Below are 17,030 nucleotides of genomic sequence, written 5' to 3'. Positions count from 1 at the left end.
AGTATAGCATTAGTCATTATCTAATGCAGTTGTATAGGGTTAACAACAAGATATTCTCTAGCGAGCTAGGTTTAATCTAGCGTTCACGGAGGCGGCGTTGATCGACGCCGCGCGCACCAGAACGGAGAAGTCGATGTCTTTGACGCAAGCAGAATGCGATGTGCTCGTGATTGGATCGGGCGTGGGCGGCATGTCGGCAGCCATTACCGCCGCGAGCCGCGGCTTGAAGGTGATCGTGGCCGAAAAGGCCGCGTACTACGGCGGCACGACCGCGCGCTCGGGCGGCTGGCTCTGGATTCCCAACACGCATCTCGCGCAGGCCTGGGGCCACCACGAACTGCCGGATCAGGCGCTCACCTATATCCGCAACCAGGCCGGGCGCGGCTTCGACGAAGCGCGCGTGTGCGCCTTTCTCGCCAACGGACCGAAGGCGGTGGAATTTTTCACGTCGAACACGGCGGTGCAGTTCGACATGCCGCTCACGTTTCCGGACTACCACGCGGAAGCGCCCGGCGCGGCGCAAGGCGGCCGCTCGATGGTCACGCGCCCTTACGATGCGCGCGAGCTCGGCCCGCTGCTCAAGACGCTAGGCCCAGTGCTGCCGGAATTGACGGTCTTTGGCGTCACGATCGGTTCGGGCAAGGACATCGTGCACTTCATGCGCGTGACGCGTTCGCTCGAATCGGCCTGGTACGTGACTAAACGGCTCACGAAGCACTTCCGGGAAGTGATGAAGTTCGGGCGGGGCATGACGCTCACCAACGGCAACGCGCTCGCCGCACGGCTCGCCAGGTCCGCCGCCGACCTCGATATTCCTGTGTGGCTCTCATGCCCGGCCACGCGGTTGCTGTGCGAAGGTGGCCGCGTCACGGGTGCAGTGCTCGAACGCGCAGGAGAACGAATCGAAGTGAAGGCGCGGCACGCCGTTGTGCTCGCCACCGGCGGCTTCCCGCACGACCTCGAGCGGCGCAAGTCCACGTACCCGCACGTGCAGGCAGGGCACGGACACTACTCGCCCACGCCGCAGACCAACGTTGGCGACGGCATCCGCATGGCGGAAGCGGTGGGCGCCGTGTTCGACAGAAGCCTCTCCAACGCCGCCGCGTGGACGCCCATGTCGCTCGTGCCGCGCAAGGATGGCTCGACGGGCATCATGCCGCACTTCATCGACCGGGCGAAACCGGGCGTGATCGCGGTGAATCTCGACGGTCGGCGCTTTGCGAACGAGGCGAACTCGTACCACGACCTCGTGCAGGCGATGATCGCCGCTTCGAAGGGCAAGACCGAAACGGCGTGCTGGCTCATTGCCGACCACGCGGCCATCCGGCGCTATGGGCTCGGCTTCGTCAAGCCGTTCCCCATGCCGCTCGGCACGCACCTGCGCAATGGCTATCTCAAGCGCGGCAAGACGCTCGAAGCGCTCGCGAAGGAAATTGGCGTGGATGCGGCCACGCTCGGCGCTACGGTGCGCCAGTACAACGAGGGCGCGCGGCTTGGCCGCGATCTCGAATTCGGCCGCGGCAGCAAGGCCTACAACCGCTACCAGGGCGATGCGCTGCACGCGCCCAATCCGTGCGTCGAGCCGCTGGCGAACGGCCCGTTCTACGCAATCAAACTCGTGCCCGGCGACCTCGGCTCGTTCATGGGTCTGCGCACGAACGAACACGCCCAAGCCCTTTCGCGCGATGGCTCGCCGATCCCCGGCCTGTACGCCGCCGGCAACGACGCCGCCAGCATCATGGGCGGCGAATACAACGGCGCGGGCATCACGCTTGGACCTGGCCTCACGTTCGGTTACATCGCGGCCAATCATATTGCCGACCGCGCCCGTCAGGCGCACTGCGAGCCGAACGCCATGCCCGCGCAAGTCTCGTTCGCGGCGCACTGAGCGCCGTCGTTAAACGAACCCGTTGCCGCCTGATTTTTCTATTACTTAGTTACGCTAATGAACCAGATCCCACTCCTCACCGGCAAAATCGCCTTCGTCACCGGCGCCGGCCAAGGCAACGGCCGTGCCATTGCCATCGGACTCGCCGAGGCGGGTGCGTCCGTCGTTGTCTCAGATATGAACGAGGCCAACGCCCGCGAGACCGCCGCGATCGTCGAAGCCAGCGGACACGCGGCGTACGCCTGCCAGCTCGACGTGACCGACGCCGCGCAATGCCGCGCCGTGGCCGAAGACATCGAGGCCAGGCTCGGCGCAATCGACGTGCTCGTGAACAACGCTGGCATCCTGATTCGCGAAGGCATCGACAGCGAAAACGCGCCCTCCAACCTTCAGCGCGTCATGCAGGTCAATCACGAAGGCACGTTCAATGTGTGTCACGCGTGGCTGCCGGCGCTGCGCAAAACGCGCGGCGTGATCGTCAACGTCGCCTCGATCGCGTCGTTTTCGGGCCAGCCCAACACGCTCGGCTATTCGCCATCCAAAGGCGCCGTGAAGATGCTGACCCAATCGCTCGCCGTGGACCTCGCGAGCGACGGAATACGCGTCAACGCCATCGCGCCGGGCGTGATCGAAACGCCCATGACCGTATTCACGCGCGACGATCCGGCCAGGCTCGACCGCTTCATGAGCCGCGTTCCCATGAAGCGGGTTGGCAAACCGGAAGAGCTTGTCGGCGCGGTGCTGTTTCTCGCCTCGCCGATGTCCACCTACGTCACCGGCGTCACCCTGCCGGTAGATGGCGGTTATCTCGCGGCCTGAAGCGCCCGAGCTTTTCGAAAACTATTCAGGAGACAGGCGGCGATGAATCGCATACCCCACCCCATCGACGTTCAATCGTTCATCGACGCCGAGCGCTTTGCCCCACTTCAGTGGCTCGTGCTTCTATTTGGATTCCTGATCGTTTCGGCAGATGGATACGACACTGCCGCCATCGGTTTCATCGCGCCGTCTCTCGTTCAGGAATGGGGTGTTGCACGCGGCGAACTGGGCGCCGTGATGAGCGCGGCGCTCGCGGGCCTTGGCCTCGGCGCGATTCTGGCAGGACCGGTGGCCGACCGTTTCGGCCGCAAATGCGTGCTCGTTGCATCGGTCGTGGCGTTTGGCGTCTGCACGCTCGTTGCGGCGCAGGCCCAGTCGATCGGCACGCTCACCGCGCTGCGCTTCATCACCGGCCTCGGCCTCGGCGCTGCGATGCCCACAACGATCACCATGATGTCCGAATACGCGCCGAAGCGTTTTCGCGCCCTTTCCGTCAACGCCATGTATTGCGGATTCTCGTGCGGCCTCATGGCAGGCGGCGCAGCCTCGGCATGGCTCATTCCGCATTTCGGCTGGCGCAGCGTGCTGATGGCGGGCGGCGTCGGGCCGCTCGCGCTGGCCCTCGTCCTGCTCGTATGTCAGCCGGAATCCCCGCAATACCTCGCGGTGCGCACCGGCAACGAGCGGCGTATCGCGCGCATTCTGCGCCGCATCGCACCGGCGAAGGACTTCACGGGGAGCACCTTCGTCGCCCACACTGCGCCTTTGGCGACGCGAGAAAACCCGCGAGGTAAATCGGCGCTCGCGCTTTTGCTCGCGCACGACTATCGCCGCCGCACGCTGCTGCTGTGGCTCACGATGTTCATGAGCCTGCTGGTCTATTACTTCATAACGAACTGGATGCCCACGCTGCTGCGCACAGCCGGATTCAGCATCGAGCATGGTGCGTTGATGGCTTCCGTGTTTCCGCTTGGCGGCCTGATCGGCAACCTGATCGCCGGCCGCCTGATGGACCGCTTTGGCGCCAACCGCACGATCGTCGTCGATTACCTGCTTGGCGCACTGCTCGTCGCCGTGATGGGCGCGAGCGTGGAGCATCCCTTCTTGCTCGGCGTTTCGCTCTTCCTGTGCGGCTCGCTCGTTACGAGCGCAGCGACGTCGATGTCCACCTACGCGTCGATGATTTACCCAACCGAGGCGCGCACTACGGGCGTGGCGTGGATGCAGGGCGTGGGACGCGTGGGCGGCATGGCCGGGTCGTTCGTCGGCGCGGCGCTGCTTGGGCTGGGGTGGAATTTCAACACCATCTTCGCCCTGCTCGCGCTGCCGGCGCTGGTCTCCGCCGGTGCGCTCATGCTGATGAAGCCCCAGCGCGCCTATGCTCCGGTGAACGCATTGGAACAATAAGCGGCGCAAGCGCATTGTCGCCTCGGCCATCGCGTTGTCAGGCCGCCGCGCCGTCCGAAAGTCGAGATGCGCCCGTTCAGGTCGATTGCCTTCGGGGCCTGGGCCTTCTCCATCACTTCGGACATGCTGCGTCGCCGCATCGATCCGACGCCCGAGGCGCTGCGCCTGCTCGACAGCCTGAGCCGCGTCTTTGACGTGATCGAGTCGGCCTGCACCGAGGTCTCCCTCGCGCCGCAAGCCCAGGTGCTCGCCGTGTACAGCGCGCCGAGCTTCGCCGTGAAATGGCTCGGGCCCAGCTTTCCGACTTCACTCGCCATCATCCCAACATCACGCTCAGGCTTTCCACCGGACCGGACCCGGTCGACCTCACGCGTGCTCAGGAGATCGACGTGGCGATTTCGTACGGCGGCGCGCTGGAGCGGCCGGGCGTGGAGACGGTGGCGTTAGGCGTCGAACCGCTCGTGCCGATGTGCTCGCCCAAGTTGCTGGCGAGCGCAGGCTCGACGGACGCGTTGATGCGCGAGGCCACGCTGATCGACAGCCCGTTGAGCCGGGTGACCTGGCGCGACTGGTTCGCCGCGAACGGCCTGCCGATGCCGGACCGTCCGCGGCCCTCGTTCGATCGCGCGGCGCTCGCGATTTCGGCGGCGGCCGACGGCATGGGCATCGTGCTCGAAAGCACGCGCCTCGCCGAGCGCGAACTCGCGCGCGGCAATCTGGTGGAAGTCGGCGCCGGCCGCTTCACGCGTTTTTTACGCGAAACGCATTTCGTTTCGTGCCGCACGACCGACATCAAACAGAGCCGCCTGGCCGCGTTCCAGCAGTGGTTGCTGGAGCAAGCGTCGCCGGGTTGAGCGCTTGCGTTCGTCTGCATACTTAAGGGGTTTCCCACCGCTTGAATGTCATGAGCCGCGTAGTACGATGAGATCATCCAAGAACAGAATTAGAGGTCCCTCCATGGACACGACCGCACGGCACGCGACGGCCATCGCATTGCTTGCACTTGGCAGCACACTATCGGCAGCGTCGCACGCCTATAGCAAGGAAGAAGATGCCGCGGCGCAGGACCGCGAAGTCCAGGCGGCCTATGACCGGGGCTACAAGGCAGCCAGAGAGGAAATGGCGCAGGCGCCTGCCGCGGCGCCGGCTACAGCGCCCACGAAGAAGGCCGCCGGCGTGGCAGCCCAAAAACCCATCCTCGATATCAAGCACACGTATAGCGACGCGGGCGAAGTCTCGACGGTCATGACCGTGCCGGTCGTCGTCAAACCGCTCGGGGGTGAACAAGGCGGACAAAGCGCGCAAGCGACGCAGGAAGCGCAAGAGGCGCAAGACGTGCAGGACTCCACCGCCGCGGCTCCGGCTCAAGCGGCGGCGGCGCCCGAGCAGACGAACGAGCGCGCTCACGTTGCGAACGCTGCCAGTGCAGCGCCGGCTGCGGCCGCGCGGCAACCGCAAGCTCGTGCCTATGCGCAAGCGCCCGCGAACCATCGCGCCGTTGCGGCAACGCCGCCCGCGCAGGACGACGTCGCGCCGCCGGAGTCGCTGGCGAGCGACGAAGCCGTCGACGAATCGGAGCCGCCGCGCTCGGCGCAGATCTATTCGACGCAGGGCCAGGGTTACGCCCAACCCTACTCGCAACCGCCGCAGCCGCGCGTCCCGCCGCAAGTCCAACAGCAAGCCCAACAATACGCATACGCGCCGCCGCCTCAACCGTATGGCTATTCCCAGCAGCCGGCGTATGCCCAGCAGCGCCCGGCCTACGCGCAGCCGCCCGCCTATGCGCAGCAGCAGCCGGCGTATGCGCAGCAATACGCCCAGCAGCAATACCCGCAGCAGCAGCCGACGTACGCACAGCCCCGGCCCGCTTACTACCCGCCGCCCGCACCGCAGTACCAGCAACCGCCGGCGCGCTGGGTGTACTGGTCGCCGCAGTACGGGCGGTGGATGTACTACTGAGCGGCGCTTACCAGCGCGCGTCGTTCATCTGGCAGGCGAGCAGGCAGCCCAGCGCAGAGATGGTGCCGACGGAGCCGATACCAAAACCCAGGGCAAGATTTTCCGCGGTCGTCGCGCACCCCTGCAGCATCAGCGTCGAGCTGAGCAGCGCGGGGAGCAGGAACTGACCCAGGATGCGCGAATGGATTGGGCGTCGTTGTGACATGAGGCGTGGGTCCGGGAGGATTCTTTTGCGGGAGATGAGCTTGTCAGCTTACTGGCTCGCCCGATTCGCATTCCCGGGAGCAACGCGTCACAACGGCAATTCCTTACCGAATACCTTGCGGTGGTAAGGAGGTGGGGCGGGGGATTTCTTTTTTAGAACCCATGCCGGGCGCTAATAGCCGCCCCCGTATCATGCGAGCGCGTCAAAGGTAGATGCGCATCGGCAGAGAGATCCCAGTCGCCCACGGTGGCGAGCGGCGGCGTTTGCGGATGGAGCGCCTGGTTCGGGATCCCATTGCTATCGACAAGGGCGCCTGGCGTGTGCGGCCCATTGCCTCCCGCATCGAGCGCGCTATCGGTGTCGTCCGGACTGCCAGGCGTTGCAGCGGTGGTTTTCCCCAGGTGCGCGTCGTACTGCCTTTCAAACGGCGACTGGTATTCGTAGCGCTTCGCAATTGCGGGCAAAGAAACGGAAGGCACCGCCGGCGCAGGCGCTGGTGTGGCCGCGACGGCGTGCTTCGGGGCGTGGCCCCGCGCGTACTTCTGGACGTGCTTCTGGACTGGCTTCTGGGTGTGTCCCGCCTTGGCGGGCTCGGCCGCCGAGACGCTGGCAAGCGCCAGCAGAAAGACACCCAAAAACCATCCCTGGATCGGATGCTTCATGGAACGAAATCTGCGTCTGGAAACTGGTGCCGCATCGGATAGCTGCGCGGCACTCGCCCCTGGAGTCTAGTTCAATCAGAAGTACGACCAATCGGGGTCTTCCCTCGTCTTTCGCTCACATCTTCACGCAGGTAACGCAGCGCTTCGTCGTTCTGCGCGCTCCTGCCGCCAATCCGGCGGCAGGAGCGCGCTTTCCAGTCAAAACGCGACCGTCGTACGCAGGCCGAGCACCGCCTCGTCGCCAATGCGCCGCGACGGGTTCTGCGGATCCGGAATGCCGCCGGCCGGCCGGAAGAAGTACTGAAAGTCCGCCTGCAATTGCCACCACGGCGCGATCTGATACTGATACGTCGCTTCCAGAACCGTTTCGGCGCCGCGCGACGGGTAGCCCGGCGTCGAGGCCGCCTGGGCGCTCGCGTAGTCCTGCGCATGCGAACCGATATGCGCGTAGCCCACCGCCAAGCCGGCCACATCGTTGTCGCGTCCCTTGAACGGCGCTTTGAGCGTGACGCCCGCGTTGACCCCGAGGTCCACCAGGTTGCGGTCGCCGGGCGCGCCCATCACACGCGCGAACACGCCCACCGACTGCGGACTGTCGGCGCTCGGACGCCACACCATCTGGTCCGCCACGGCATAAATGCTGTAGTTGCCGCGATGGCTTACCGGGCCGCCTACGCCCGTCACGCCCGTTGCTGGATCGGCGAAACGGTTGCTGTTGTACCAGAAGCCGAGCTTGTAGGTAGCGGGCATTCCGCTTGGTTTGGGATCCGAATCATTTGACGGCGGCTGATTGATCGCATACTGGATCTCGCCGATCACCAGCGCGCCATTGCCCAGGTTGAAATTCGTGCCGCTCGCATTGAGCTTTTGCGGGTCGCCCTCGCCCGGCGCCGGGTTGCCGTCGAATATGCCGCCGAGCACGGTGATGGCATCCGTAGGCGTCGCACGCACGCGCACACCGAGCGACGAAAGCGGATAAGCGGGCCCGCCCGCGGGCAGATCGACGGACGGCAGCACCGACCAGCCAAACGTCGCGTTCATGAACGTGTTCGCGTACTGGCTGATCATGAACTCCTGGTCGAGGCTTTGCTGACCGACCTTCACGTCGACCTTGCCGCCAGGCAGCGTCTGCTGGTACCACAGTTCCCACAAGCGGGTCGAAGCATCGGCCTCGATGCCGCTCGCGCTCTGCAGCGTTTGCAGGTTGCGCGCAGTCAGGCTCGTGCCGTGAATCTGGAAGCCGGACACATTGAAGATGCCGCCCGGCAACCCGAGCGCCTTTTGCGTATCCATGCCGAGGCTGAACTCGGTGAGCCCTTGATAAGCGCCTCCGCGACTCGTTCCGCCGCTCACGTTCCCCATGTACTCGCTGGTTTCCTGCAGACCGAACGACAAGCCGTACTGGGCGAGCCATGGCCGCAAACGGCCCATATCGCCAAAGAGATTCGAGCGCTCCCAAAGGCCCGTGGGCGCGGGAGCAGGAGCTTGTTGCTGATCCGCTGCGCCGGGTGACGAAGCAGGTTGAGCGGGCTCACCGCTGGTCTGCGCAAAGGCGGCTGGCACGACGCCCAGCGAGAGGGCCGCGCTCAGCGCAATCGGCCAGCCCGCACCGGGCAGCCTGCTCTTGAGGATGTTTTTCATAGTATTTATGGGGCTGTAGTCACTTGCGGATCAGTCCGCTATTCAACGCAGAGGGTGCCTGCGAAGCTTGATGAAACGGTGTCCGGCGCGCAGTTTTTTACGCGAAGCGCGAGCGCGGCCATAAAGGTCGCTCCGGCTCAGTGGCGCACGCGCGAGCTGTCGCGCACAGCAGCGAAACCAGCGCGGCCGCCGCTACGGTCGCGCCGAGAAGCATGTAACCCGTCGGCGTGAGCGGATGCCCTGCGTGTACGGTACGCAGCGCACCACGTGCAGCCATATGCGCGGCGCGGCGCGCGAGGTGCAGCGAACGGCGGCGCACGCCCGCGGGCGTGGCGCGAGCCGCCGATGCGAAAGCGAAGCCGTGCAGGCAGGCAAGCGCCGCTACGCCCACGAGAATCCGTGCGCGTCGGCAGACTGCCCGCAACGCGCGCAGCTGAAAGACAGGAAAGAGAAAGACGAACATCATCCCTCCGCGTTGGCCGCTGCGATTAGCGGACGAAATGCGAAAGCGAAGCCATTCCTGCAAGCAAGCTTGCAAATGGCAATCGATAAGAGGGAGCGTGCTGCTGAGAGACTGGCCGCAATGGCAACTGAGACCAGTCAGTAACGAAGCGCGCTAACCCGGCGTAAGCGAGTTAGCGGCGAAGGAGTGAACCTGTGGCGGCTATCTCGCGGTTGTGCTGCCGGCGCTCGCCGGCATCGGACTTCCACTACTAGAACATGCGTCCACGGAGGACTCCTTTGCTATGACGGGGCGCATTGTATTGGGCGCGCAGATAAAAAAGCAAGTAAAAAAAGCATAAAGGTTCGTCTCGCCAGCAACAGCCCTGCATGCCTGAATTTCTTTCAATTGCGTTTCTCCAACCTTCAGAATTTATTCTCTGCTGTGCTTAGCAATTCTGGTTGACTTCGCGTTTTCACCGAGACTCGTGGCCGGCGCTCGCTGAAAGACCTGTGGCGCCACATCAAGTCCCACTTTTCCTAAGTTCTGCAAAACTCCGGTCACGAAGATTCGCCATCGTTGAACAAGCGGGACGCCCCCTGATCATGATCGCGAGTTGACCATTGCCTTTCACGCCCATTTCGTTTCACCATGAACCGACTGGCCGTCACGCTTTTCAACCGCGCGCTGCGGCGTCCCCTGTGCGCGTATGCCGAGTCACCTCCTCGCCTTGATTGAGTACGATTCCCATGCAAAACCTCAAAACGATCACTCCCGGCGTGCTGCAAACGCCTCCTCGCACCGGCCAGGACGTGCTGTGCGTTCAGCGCGTGTGCCGCGGTTTCGGCAAGAACCCGGGCGAGCAACTGGTACTCGACGATGTCGACGTCACGCTGCGCGAAGGCGAGATCGTCGGCTTGCTCGGCCGTTCGGGCTCCGGCAAGTCCACGCTGCTGCGCATCATCGCCGGCCTGATCCCGCCTACGAGCGGCGACGTGAACTACCTCGGCAAGCCGCTGAGCGGTCCCGCCGAGGGCGTCGCGATGGTGTTCCAGACCTTCGCGCTGTTCCCATGGCTTACCGTGCTGGAAAACGTCGAGGCCGGACTGGAGGCGATCGGCGTGGGGCCGCACGAGCGTCGCAAACGCGCGCTCGCCGCCATCGACCTGATCGGTCTGGACGGCTTCGAAAACGCCTACCCGCGCGAGCTTTCGGGCGGCATGCGCCAACGTGTGGGCTTCGCGCGCGCACTCGTGGTCGATCCCACGGTCATGCTCATGGACGAGCCCTTCTCCGCGCTCGATGTGCTCACGGCCGAAACGCTGCGCACCGACCTGCTCGACCTGTGGACGCAAGGCCGCCTGCCGATCAAGTCGGTGCTGATCGTCACGCACAATATCGAGGAAGCGGTGTTCATGTGCGACCGCATTCTCGTGCTCTCGTCGAACCCGGGCCGCGTAGTGGCCGAAATTCCGGTGCCGTTCAAGCACCCGCGCAATCGTCTCGATCCGGTGTTCCGCAAGCTCGTGGACGACATCTACGCGAAGATGACCGCGCGCCAGCCGGGCGCACCGGCAAAGCCCGAACTGGAGCCGGGCAGCTGGTTGCCGGGCGTGTCGGTCAACCTGATGGCCGGCCTGATCGAAACGCTGGCCGCGGCGCCCTACAACGGCCGCGCCGACATGCCGGAGATCGCGCGAACGCTGCAACTGGAAGTCGACGATCTGTTCCCGATCGCGGAAATGCTGCAGCACCTCGGCTTTGCGGAGGTCAGCGAAGGCGACGTGGTCCTCACGCACGCGGGCAAGACCTTCAACGAATTCAGCACGCAGGAGCGCAAGCTCATGTTCGCCGAGCATTTGCTGCGCAACGTGCCGCTCGCCGCGCGCATCAACACGGTACTCAACGAGCGCCCCGGACATCGCGCGCCGCGCGTGCGCTTCGAGCAGGAACTGGAGGACCTGCTGGCCGACGACGCCGCACAGGAAACGCTCGACGCCGTGATTGCCTGGGGCCGCTACGCCGAGATCTTTTCGTATAACGACAAGACCGGGATCTTCAGCCTGGCCGACGTGGAATCCTGACGTCTAGTTCCCGCCATGGCTTCCCGGCGAGCCGGAGTCGCCAATCCTATGTTTGTAAACAGTGGTAACATTCCGAACGCGAAAATTCCGTCGGAACACGGAGGGTGACAGGCCCGTCACCCACACTCCGTCTCGCCGTTCCTGTCGAATTCATTACACTGTCTACAACTAAAGCGTCAGCGATTGCCCACGCGCAATACGCACGCGATGGCCCGCCACAGGCGGGCGACCCGGGAAGCCATGAAAGTCCGTAACGCCCGCCTCTGGGCGCCAAGAGGTCCGCGCCGGTGGTGTCTGGCCGCTGGCGCGCTCGCACTCGCGAGTGCCATCCGCTTTGCACTGCACCCCCTGCTCGGCCCGATGATGCCGGGCACGACGTTCTGTATCGCCGCTTCGCTGGTCGAATACTTTCTCGGCCTCGCGCCCGCGCTGACCGTGATGGTGCTCGGTCTCGGCATTGCGGACTACATGTTCGTGCCTCCTTACAACTACATAACTTTCATCGACACCCACGATCTGATCCTGCTGGTGTCCTACCCGCTCGTCACGGTGATCGTGATCACGCTGATCGAGCGTCTGCGGCGCGAACAGTTTCGCGCGCAGTTGATTACCTCGGTCGCGCAGTCCCGCTACGAAATGCTGCTGCGTCACGACAACGAACGCGCGTTGGCGCGCCGCGCCGTCGACGAGACGCATCGCCTGCTGCGTCACCTCGCGCAGCATCACGAGGGTTTCATCCTCATCAAGGGGCTGGAGCGCAACGCTGCCCAGCGCGCGAGCGTAGGACAGAGCATGTCGCGCGCGCTGCCGGCCGCTGCCGAAGTCGCACCTGGCCCGCTCTTCGACGCACTGCATCCCGACGACGTGCAGCGCCTCACGCACGCGCTGTCGCCGGGCCATCTTCGCGTGCGCCTTCGCAGCGAGCAGCAAAAGCCCGAGTACCGGCACGCCAATTGCAACTGCGAACGGTTCACCACTCACGCGGGCGATTTTCTCGTGCTGCGCACGGAGAGCTGACATGGCGACGCTCGAAATGGAGTTGGCGACGACCGAAGCGCCAGCGGTGCAGTCCACGCGTTTTTTCTGCGAAGGCGACGGCCACGCCGTCCTCATGCTTCACGGGCTTTCCAGCTCGCCGATCGAACTGCGCTATCTCGCGCGCTATCTGCAGGGCGACGGCTTCACGGTGTGCGCGCCCGTCATCGACGGCTATAGCGCCGGCACCGGCCAGTTGCCGATGGAGCGCTGGGTGGAAAACGCCGTGCGCGAATTCGACGCCCTCGCGGCACGCTACGAGCGCGTCTCGATCTGCGGCCTTTCGATCGGCGGCGCGCTCGCGCTGCGGCTGATTCGCGAGCGGCCCGCCGCGCAGTCGCTCGTCCTGCTCTCGCTCACGCTGGCCTACGACGGCTGGGCGATCCCGTGGTATCGCTTTCTGCTCGACTGGGCGTATTTCACGCCGCTGCGCCACCGCTACCGCTATCGCGAGGCCGAACCGTTCGGCGTGCGTAACGAAGCGCTGCGCAAGAAGATCGCGCGCGCCATGCAGCGCAGCGACTTCAGCGAAGTCGGCCCTTCGACCATTGCCCTGCCCGCGCTGCATCAGGCGCTGCGTCTCGCGCGCGCGGCGCGCAAGGATGTCGCCGCGATCGAAAACGACGCGCTCGTGATCCACGCGATCGACGACGAAACGTCGAGCCCGCGCAATCCGCGCCACGTGATCGACCGTATCGGCTCGAACTTCCTGCGCACGCTCTGGCTCGACGATTCGTATCACATGATCACCTCAGACAACGAACGCGAGATCGTTGCGCGCGAAACGGCCCTGTTTCTGCGCGAGAGCGAAGCCGCGCGCGGTTCGAACGATGCGCAGGGCCAACCGGTGGTCTCCAAGGCGCTCGCCCGGCGCCTGCGGCAACTGGCAGCAGTGGGAAGAAAAAATACGTGAAGCAGTCCATAGCATTCAAGGGGATGGCGTGCGCCGCCGCGCTGACCCTGGCCTCGCACGCGTGGGCCGATACCGATCCCGCCAATACCGCAACAACCGACTCGCCGTGGAAAATCTCGATCGGCCCCGGGGCGTATTTCGCGCCTGAGTATCCTGGCGCGCGGCATATGAAGTTCTATCCGTTCCCGTCGCTCGACATCTCGTACCGCGACCGCTTCTTCTCGCAAGGGCCGGACGTGCTGGGCGTGAACGTGATTTCCTCGCAAAACTACCATGTGGGCGCTTCGCTGAGCTTCGACTTCCAGTCGCGCACCGTCTCGGACGACCCGCATCTGCACGGTCTGAGCAATGTCGACGACGGCCCCAAGCTGCGGCTCTTCGCCGATTACACGCTGTGGGCGTTCACGGGCGCCGTGGCCATGTATCAGGACATCAGCGGCCACGGGCAGGGCACGACAGCAACGGCGGACCTCTATGTGTCGCTGCCGCTCACAGGGTGGCTCTTTTCGGTGGGACCGGGGCTCACGTGGGCCAACGGCGTCTACACGCGCACGCTATTTGGCGTGACGCCGCAAGAGAGCGCGGCGTCCGGCTTGCCGGCCTACGCGCCCGGCGCGGGCATTCGCGATCTGCACATGACGGTCTATGTGACGCACGACTTTACGAAGCACTGGGTCGGCTCCGTGAACGCCACGTTCGGACGCCTTCAGCACTATGCCGCCGACAGCCCGATCACCGAGAGCCGCCGCGAAATCACGGCTTTCGCGGGGCTCAATTACCGGTTCTAACTGCGTGCGCCGGGTCGAGTCGCGTCAAAACCGCTCGACGCGGAATGGCCGTGGGTCCACCACGGTCGGCGCGCCCGTCATCATCTCCGCGATCAGGCGCCCCGTGACCGGGCCGAGCGTGAGACCGTGGTGCGCGTGGCCGAACGCGAACCAGAGGTCGTCGTGCTTAGGCGCGGGCCCGATGATCGGCATCATGTCGGGCGTACAGGGGCGGCGGCCCAGCCACGGCTCGGCATCGAGCCGCGCGCCCAGCGGGAAAATGCCACGCGCGAGCGGCTCGACCGCTTCGAGCTGAACGGGCGTCTTGGGCGAATCGCGCAAGCCGAGTTCGACGCCGGTCGTGAGGCGAGTGCCGCGCACCATCGGCGTAATCAGGAAGCCCGCTTCGGCGTCGAGCACCGGCTGGCTCAGCTTCGCGCCATCCGTGAGCGCGTAATGCATGTGATAGCCGCGCTTTACGGCGAGCGGCAACGCGTAGCCCAGCCGCGCCGTGAGATCGCCCGACCACGGCCCCATGGCGATGACAGCCGATTTCGCCAGCACCGGGCCGTCCTGCGTCATGACGCGCCACGACGGTTCGAGCGTGGCGGCATCGCCAGTCAGCACGCGGCCGCCTAGCTGTTCGAAGAGCTTCGAGTAGGCGGTGACCAGTCCCTTCGGATCGCTAACTGAATCGGAATCGGTGTAGCGCACGCCGCCTACCAATGTGTGGCTCAGCGCAGGCTCGGCAGCGCGCAGCGCCGCGGCGTCCAGCGCCTCGTGACCCACGCCGTACTCGCGCTGCCAGCGTTGCGCTTCGGCCACCGTGGCGTCCATCGCGGCGGCGCTGCGAAACACCTTCATCCAGCCGTTGGTGCGCAGCAGCGCCTCGGCGCCCGCAGCCTCGATCAACGCGCGATGCTCGGTCACGCAATGCTCGATGAGCGTGGAATACGCGCGCGCGATCTGCGCGTGCCGGTCGGCGCGCGAATGGTGCCAGTAGCGATAGAGAAACGGCAGCAGCTTCGGCATCGCCTCCGGGTGATAACGCACGTCCGTCGAGCGGTTGCGCGCGTAGCGCAGCAGCGTGGAAAGCTCGCGCGGAAAAGCGTAGGGATAGACGCCCTCGCGCTGAATCAATCCCCCGTTGCCGTGCGATGTTTCATTGCCCGGCGCCCTGCGGTCCACGAGCGCGACCGAAAGACCGCGCCGCTGCAACTGCAAGGCCACCGACACGCCGACGATACCGCCGCCAAGCACGACCGAATCGAATTTCATCACGCAATGTTCCTGGCTCGAAGGCGCTCAGGCGAGCGCGGTGACGGCCACTTCGACGTCGAGGCCCGGGCGCATCAGCAATGCCTGCACGCAGGCGCGCGTGGGCGCGTGCCCTTGTGCAACCCAGGCGTCCCAGACGGCATTGAAGGCTTCGAAATGCTTCGGGTCGCTCAGCCACACGTTCGCAGTCAGCAAGCGCGTTTTGTCCACGCCCGCCGATGCGAGCAGTTTGTCGATGCGCGTAAGAATTTCGGTAGCCTGAACGTCGATCGGCGCGCCTGCCGTATCGGGCACCTGGCCCGAGAGATACACCACGCCGCCCGCAATCACGACCTGGCTCATGCGCGCATTGGTTTGCAGCCTTTGAATATCGTTGCTCATGTTCATACCGCCGAAAGACCGGCAGCGTCGCTACCGGTTGGGTTATAAATGGGAGGCGCCGTGACGATGGACGTCAGCGCCGGATTGCGTTGCGTGAGGCGCGTGAGATCGGGGCGCGGGCGACGCAGATCAGGATGCGCTGAAAACGCCGTTTCCAGCGCCTGCGAGACGGCGAGCGTCTTCATGTCGCCGCGGAACGGCCCTACGATCTGGAGTCCGAACGGCATGCCTGCGTGATCCACGCCGCATGGCAGCGCGAGCGCGGGATGCGTGGTGAGCGTGACGACGTAAGTGAGCGCTAGCCAGCGGTAGTAGTTCTCCTGCGCGCGGCCGTCGATCTGCGCGGCATAAAGCTCGGTCCACGGGAACGGCGTAACCGGGGTGGTCGGAGAAACGATCACGTCGTAGCGCTCGAAGGCGCTCTGGAAGCGCTGGAAAATGCGCGTTTGCTCGGCTTGCGCCCACGCGCTGTCCGAGAGCGACATCTTTGCGCCCATTTCGTAGTTCGCGCGCGTGTTCGGACCGAGCGCGCCCGGGTCCCGCGTATAGGCGGCATGCAACCCCGCGACGAAGCTCTCCGCGCGAATCACGTCGAAGCAGCGATGCACGTCGCCAAGATCGAACTCCACCGGCTCGCAGGTGTGAACGATGCGCTTGAGTTCCGCCACGCGCGCGCGAAACACGGCGCGAATCTGCGGATCGACGTCGCAGCAGCCGAAGTCCTCCGTATAGCCGATGCGCAGCGTCGACGGATCGATGTGCGGAGCAAACGCGAACGAGTTGGCATTCACGGCATAGCTCAGCGGATCGCCCGCCGATTCGCCCGCCGTCGCCGCGAGTTGCAGCGCCGTTTCGGCGACGTCGCGCCCCATCGGCCCGACCACCGAGATCGGCGTCCAGCCGAGCAGGCGGCGCGAGTTCGGCACGAGCCCCGGTGATGGACGAAAACCCACTACCCCGCACTTCGCGGCGGGAATGCGCAGCGACCCGCCCGTGTCGGAGCCGGTGCAAACCGGCAGCATGTCGCACGCGAGCGCCGCCGCAGAGCCGCCGGACGAGCCGCCGGCATTGAGCGCGGGGTTGAACGGATTGCCGGTCGCGCCCCACACGGGATTGCGCGTATTCGCGCCCGCGCCTAGCTCCGGCACGTTGGTCTTCGCCACGAGAATCGCGCCCGCTGCGCGCAAGCGCTCCACGAGCACCACGTCGCGCGAAGGCACGTGGCCGCGCGACATCGGCGAGCCGTAGGTCGTGAGCAGGCCTGCCGTGTCTTCGAGATCCTTCACGCCAAGCGGCAGGCCGTGCAACAGGCCAAGCGGCTTGCCGTCCATGACGGCCTGCTCGGCAACTTTGGCCGCTTCTCGCGCGACGTCGAAACTCGTCGCCGTAACTGCGTTGACGGCCGGATTGACGGCTTCGATGCGCTCGATGCACGCTTCGAGCAGTTCAACGGGCGAAATAGCTTTTGCGCCGATCAAGCGGCGCAATTCGACCGCGGACAGACTGACCAGCTCGGTCTTGTCATGCATCGTTCGGTTTCCTGATGAAA

At 65.1% G+C, this 17,030-nt stretch carries 16 protein-coding genes; 9 read left to right on the top strand and 7 right to left on the bottom strand.

Features of this window, described 5'->3' with window-relative positions:
* Positions 1–133 precede the first annotated feature (133 nt).
* The 5 genes from VSR72_RS01730 (at position 134) to VSR72_RS01710 (ending at position 6,073) form a co-directional block, all read left to right on the top strand.
* Positions 134–1,888: an FAD-dependent oxidoreductase gene (locus VSR72_RS01730; protein WP_342950675.1), complete on the top strand. Its 1,755-nt coding sequence runs from the start codon at positions 134–136 to the stop codon at positions 1,886–1,888.
* Between the two features lie 57 nt (positions 1,889–1,945).
* Complete coding sequence (locus tag VSR72_RS01725; RefSeq protein ID WP_342950674.1) at positions 1,946–2,707, top strand: SDR family NAD(P)-dependent oxidoreductase; 762 nt, start codon at positions 1,946–1,948, stop codon at positions 2,705–2,707.
* Positions 2,708–2,749: 42 nt separating this feature from the next.
* Positions 2,750–4,114 carry an aromatic acid/H+ symport family MFS transporter gene (locus tag VSR72_RS01720; RefSeq protein WP_342950673.1) on the top strand — a complete coding sequence of 455 codons (1,365 nt, stop codon included), beginning with the start codon at positions 2,750–2,752 and terminating at the stop codon, positions 4,112–4,114.
* Between the two features lie 281 nt (positions 4,115–4,395).
* Positions 4,396–4,968 carry a LysR substrate-binding domain-containing protein gene (locus VSR72_RS01715; protein WP_342950672.1) on the top strand — a complete coding sequence of 191 codons (573 nt, stop codon included), beginning with the start codon at positions 4,396–4,398 and terminating at the stop codon, positions 4,966–4,968.
* A gap of 103 nt (positions 4,969–5,071) precedes the next feature.
* The gene (locus VSR72_RS01710; RefSeq protein ID WP_342950671.1) at positions 5,072–6,073 is read left to right on the top strand and encodes a hypothetical protein; all 1,002 of its coding nucleotides are present in this window, start codon (positions 5,072–5,074) and stop codon (positions 6,071–6,073) included.
* A 7-nt stretch (positions 6,074–6,080) separates the two neighbouring features.
* Here VSR72_RS01710 and VSR72_RS01705 read toward each other — a convergent pair whose 3' ends face one another.
* From VSR72_RS01705 to VSR72_RS01690, 4 genes are all read right to left on the bottom strand, one after another.
* The gene (locus VSR72_RS01705) at positions 6,081–6,278 is read right to left on the bottom strand and encodes a hypothetical protein (protein ID WP_342950670.1); all 198 of its coding nucleotides are present in this window, start codon (positions 6,276–6,278) and stop codon (positions 6,081–6,083) included.
* Between the two features lie 152 nt (positions 6,279–6,430).
* Positions 6,431–6,940 carry a hypothetical protein gene (locus VSR72_RS01700; RefSeq protein ID WP_342950669.1) on the bottom strand — a complete coding sequence of 170 codons (510 nt, stop codon included), beginning with the start codon at positions 6,938–6,940 and terminating at the stop codon, positions 6,431–6,433.
* Positions 6,941–7,138: 198 nt separating this feature from the next.
* The gene (locus VSR72_RS01695; protein WP_342950668.1) at positions 7,139–8,581 is read right to left on the bottom strand and encodes a carbohydrate porin; all 1,443 of its coding nucleotides are present in this window, start codon (positions 8,579–8,581) and stop codon (positions 7,139–7,141) included.
* Between the two features lie 97 nt (positions 8,582–8,678).
* Positions 8,679–9,047: a hypothetical protein gene (locus VSR72_RS01690; RefSeq protein ID WP_342950667.1), complete on the bottom strand. Its 369-nt coding sequence runs from the start codon at positions 9,045–9,047 to the stop codon at positions 8,679–8,681.
* 725 nt (positions 9,048–9,772) lie between these two features.
* On the opposite strand from VSR72_RS01690, the gene VSR72_RS01685 reads away from it, so the two are divergent.
* The 4 genes from VSR72_RS01685 to VSR72_RS01670 all read left to right on the top strand — a co-directional run bounded on the left by VSR72_RS01685 (position 9,773) and on the right by VSR72_RS01670 (position 13,843).
* A complete protein-coding gene (locus tag VSR72_RS01685) occupies positions 9,773–11,107 on the top strand; it encodes a nitrate/sulfonate/bicarbonate ABC transporter ATP-binding protein (RefSeq protein WP_342950666.1) in 1,335 nt (444 codons plus the stop codon).
* Positions 11,108–11,347: 240 nt separating this feature from the next.
* Positions 11,348–12,124 carry a DUF4118 domain-containing protein gene (locus VSR72_RS01680; protein ID WP_342950665.1) on the top strand — a complete coding sequence of 259 codons (777 nt, stop codon included), beginning with the start codon at positions 11,348–11,350 and terminating at the stop codon, positions 12,122–12,124.
* Positions 12,125–12,140: 16 nt separating this feature from the next.
* A complete protein-coding gene (locus VSR72_RS01675) occupies positions 12,141–13,055 on the top strand; it encodes an alpha/beta fold hydrolase (RefSeq protein ID WP_342950994.1) in 915 nt (304 codons plus the stop codon).
* Positions 13,056–13,078: 23 nt separating this feature from the next.
* The gene (locus VSR72_RS01670; RefSeq protein WP_342950993.1) at positions 13,079–13,843 is read left to right on the top strand and encodes a MipA/OmpV family protein; all 765 of its coding nucleotides are present in this window, start codon (positions 13,079–13,081) and stop codon (positions 13,841–13,843) included.
* 24 nt (positions 13,844–13,867) lie between these two features.
* On the opposite strand, the gene VSR72_RS01665 is transcribed toward VSR72_RS01670, so the two are convergent.
* From VSR72_RS01665 to VSR72_RS01655, 3 genes are read right to left on the bottom strand one after another with little or no spacing between them, the layout of a single operon-like run.
* Positions 13,868–15,100, bottom strand: a complete 1,233-nt coding sequence (locus VSR72_RS01665) for an FAD-dependent oxidoreductase (protein WP_342950664.1) — start codon at positions 15,098–15,100, stop codon at positions 13,868–13,870.
* A 27-nt stretch (positions 15,101–15,127) separates the two neighbouring features.
* Complete coding sequence (locus VSR72_RS01660; RefSeq protein WP_342950663.1) at positions 15,128–15,481, bottom strand: RidA family protein; 354 nt, start codon at positions 15,479–15,481, stop codon at positions 15,128–15,130.
* A 2-nt stretch (positions 15,482–15,483) separates the two neighbouring features.
* Positions 15,484–17,010: an amidase family protein gene (locus VSR72_RS01655; protein ID WP_342950662.1), complete on the bottom strand. Its 1,527-nt coding sequence runs from the start codon at positions 17,008–17,010 to the stop codon at positions 15,484–15,486.
* Between the last annotated feature and the right edge of the window lie 20 nt (positions 17,011–17,030).

The organism is Paraburkholderia sp. JHI869, from assembly GCF_038900775.1.
GTDB lineage: Bacteria > Pseudomonadota > Gammaproteobacteria > Burkholderiales > Burkholderiaceae > Paraburkholderia.
The sequence above is the reverse complement of the archived record's forward strand: the minus strand, read 5'-3'. Positions and strand labels throughout refer to the sequence as shown.

Coding starts and splice junctions, on each gene's coding strand:
- VSR72_RS01690 (WP_342950667.1), bottom strand. CDS start 9,047: ATGATGTTCGTCTTTCTCTTTCCTGTCTTTCAGCTGCGCGCGTTGCGG.
- VSR72_RS01670 (WP_342950993.1), top strand. CDS start 13,079: ATGGCGTGCGCCGCCGCGCTGACCCTGGCCTCGCACGCGTGGGCCGAT.
- VSR72_RS01710 (WP_342950671.1), top strand. CDS start 5,072: ATGGACACGACCGCACGGCACGCGACGGCCATCGCATTGCTTGCACTT.
- VSR72_RS01720 (WP_342950673.1), top strand. CDS start 2,750: ATGAATCGCATACCCCACCCCATCGACGTTCAATCGTTCATCGACGCC.
- VSR72_RS01665 (WP_342950664.1), bottom strand. CDS start 15,100: ATGAAATTCGATTCGGTCGTGCTTGGCGGCGGTATCGTCGGCGTGTCG.
- VSR72_RS01705 (WP_342950670.1), bottom strand. CDS start 6,278: ATGTCACAACGACGCCCAATCCATTCGCGCATCCTGGGTCAGTTCCTG.
- VSR72_RS01730 (WP_342950675.1), top strand. CDS start 134: ATGTCTTTGACGCAAGCAGAATGCGATGTGCTCGTGATTGGATCGGGC.
- VSR72_RS01695 (WP_342950668.1), bottom strand. CDS start 8,581: ATGAAAAACATCCTCAAGAGCAGGCTGCCCGGTGCGGGCTGGCCGATT.
- VSR72_RS01675 (WP_342950994.1), top strand. CDS start 12,141: ATGGAGTTGGCGACGACCGAAGCGCCAGCGGTGCAGTCCACGCGTTTT.
- VSR72_RS01715 (WP_342950672.1), top strand. CDS start 4,396: ATGGCTCGGGCCCAGCTTTCCGACTTCACTCGCCATCATCCCAACATC.
- VSR72_RS01655 (WP_342950662.1), bottom strand. CDS start 17,010: ATGCATGACAAGACCGAGCTGGTCAGTCTGTCCGCGGTCGAATTGCGC.
- VSR72_RS01660 (WP_342950663.1), bottom strand. CDS start 15,481: ATGAGCAACGATATTCAAAGGCTGCAAACCAATGCGCGCATGAGCCAG.
- VSR72_RS01685 (WP_342950666.1), top strand. CDS start 9,773: ATGCAAAACCTCAAAACGATCACTCCCGGCGTGCTGCAAACGCCTCCT.
- VSR72_RS01725 (WP_342950674.1), top strand. CDS start 1,946: ATGAACCAGATCCCACTCCTCACCGGCAAAATCGCCTTCGTCACCGGC.
- VSR72_RS01680 (WP_342950665.1), top strand. CDS start 11,348: ATGAAAGTCCGTAACGCCCGCCTCTGGGCGCCAAGAGGTCCGCGCCGG.
- VSR72_RS01700 (WP_342950669.1), bottom strand. CDS start 6,940: ATGAAGCATCCGATCCAGGGATGGTTTTTGGGTGTCTTTCTGCTGGCG.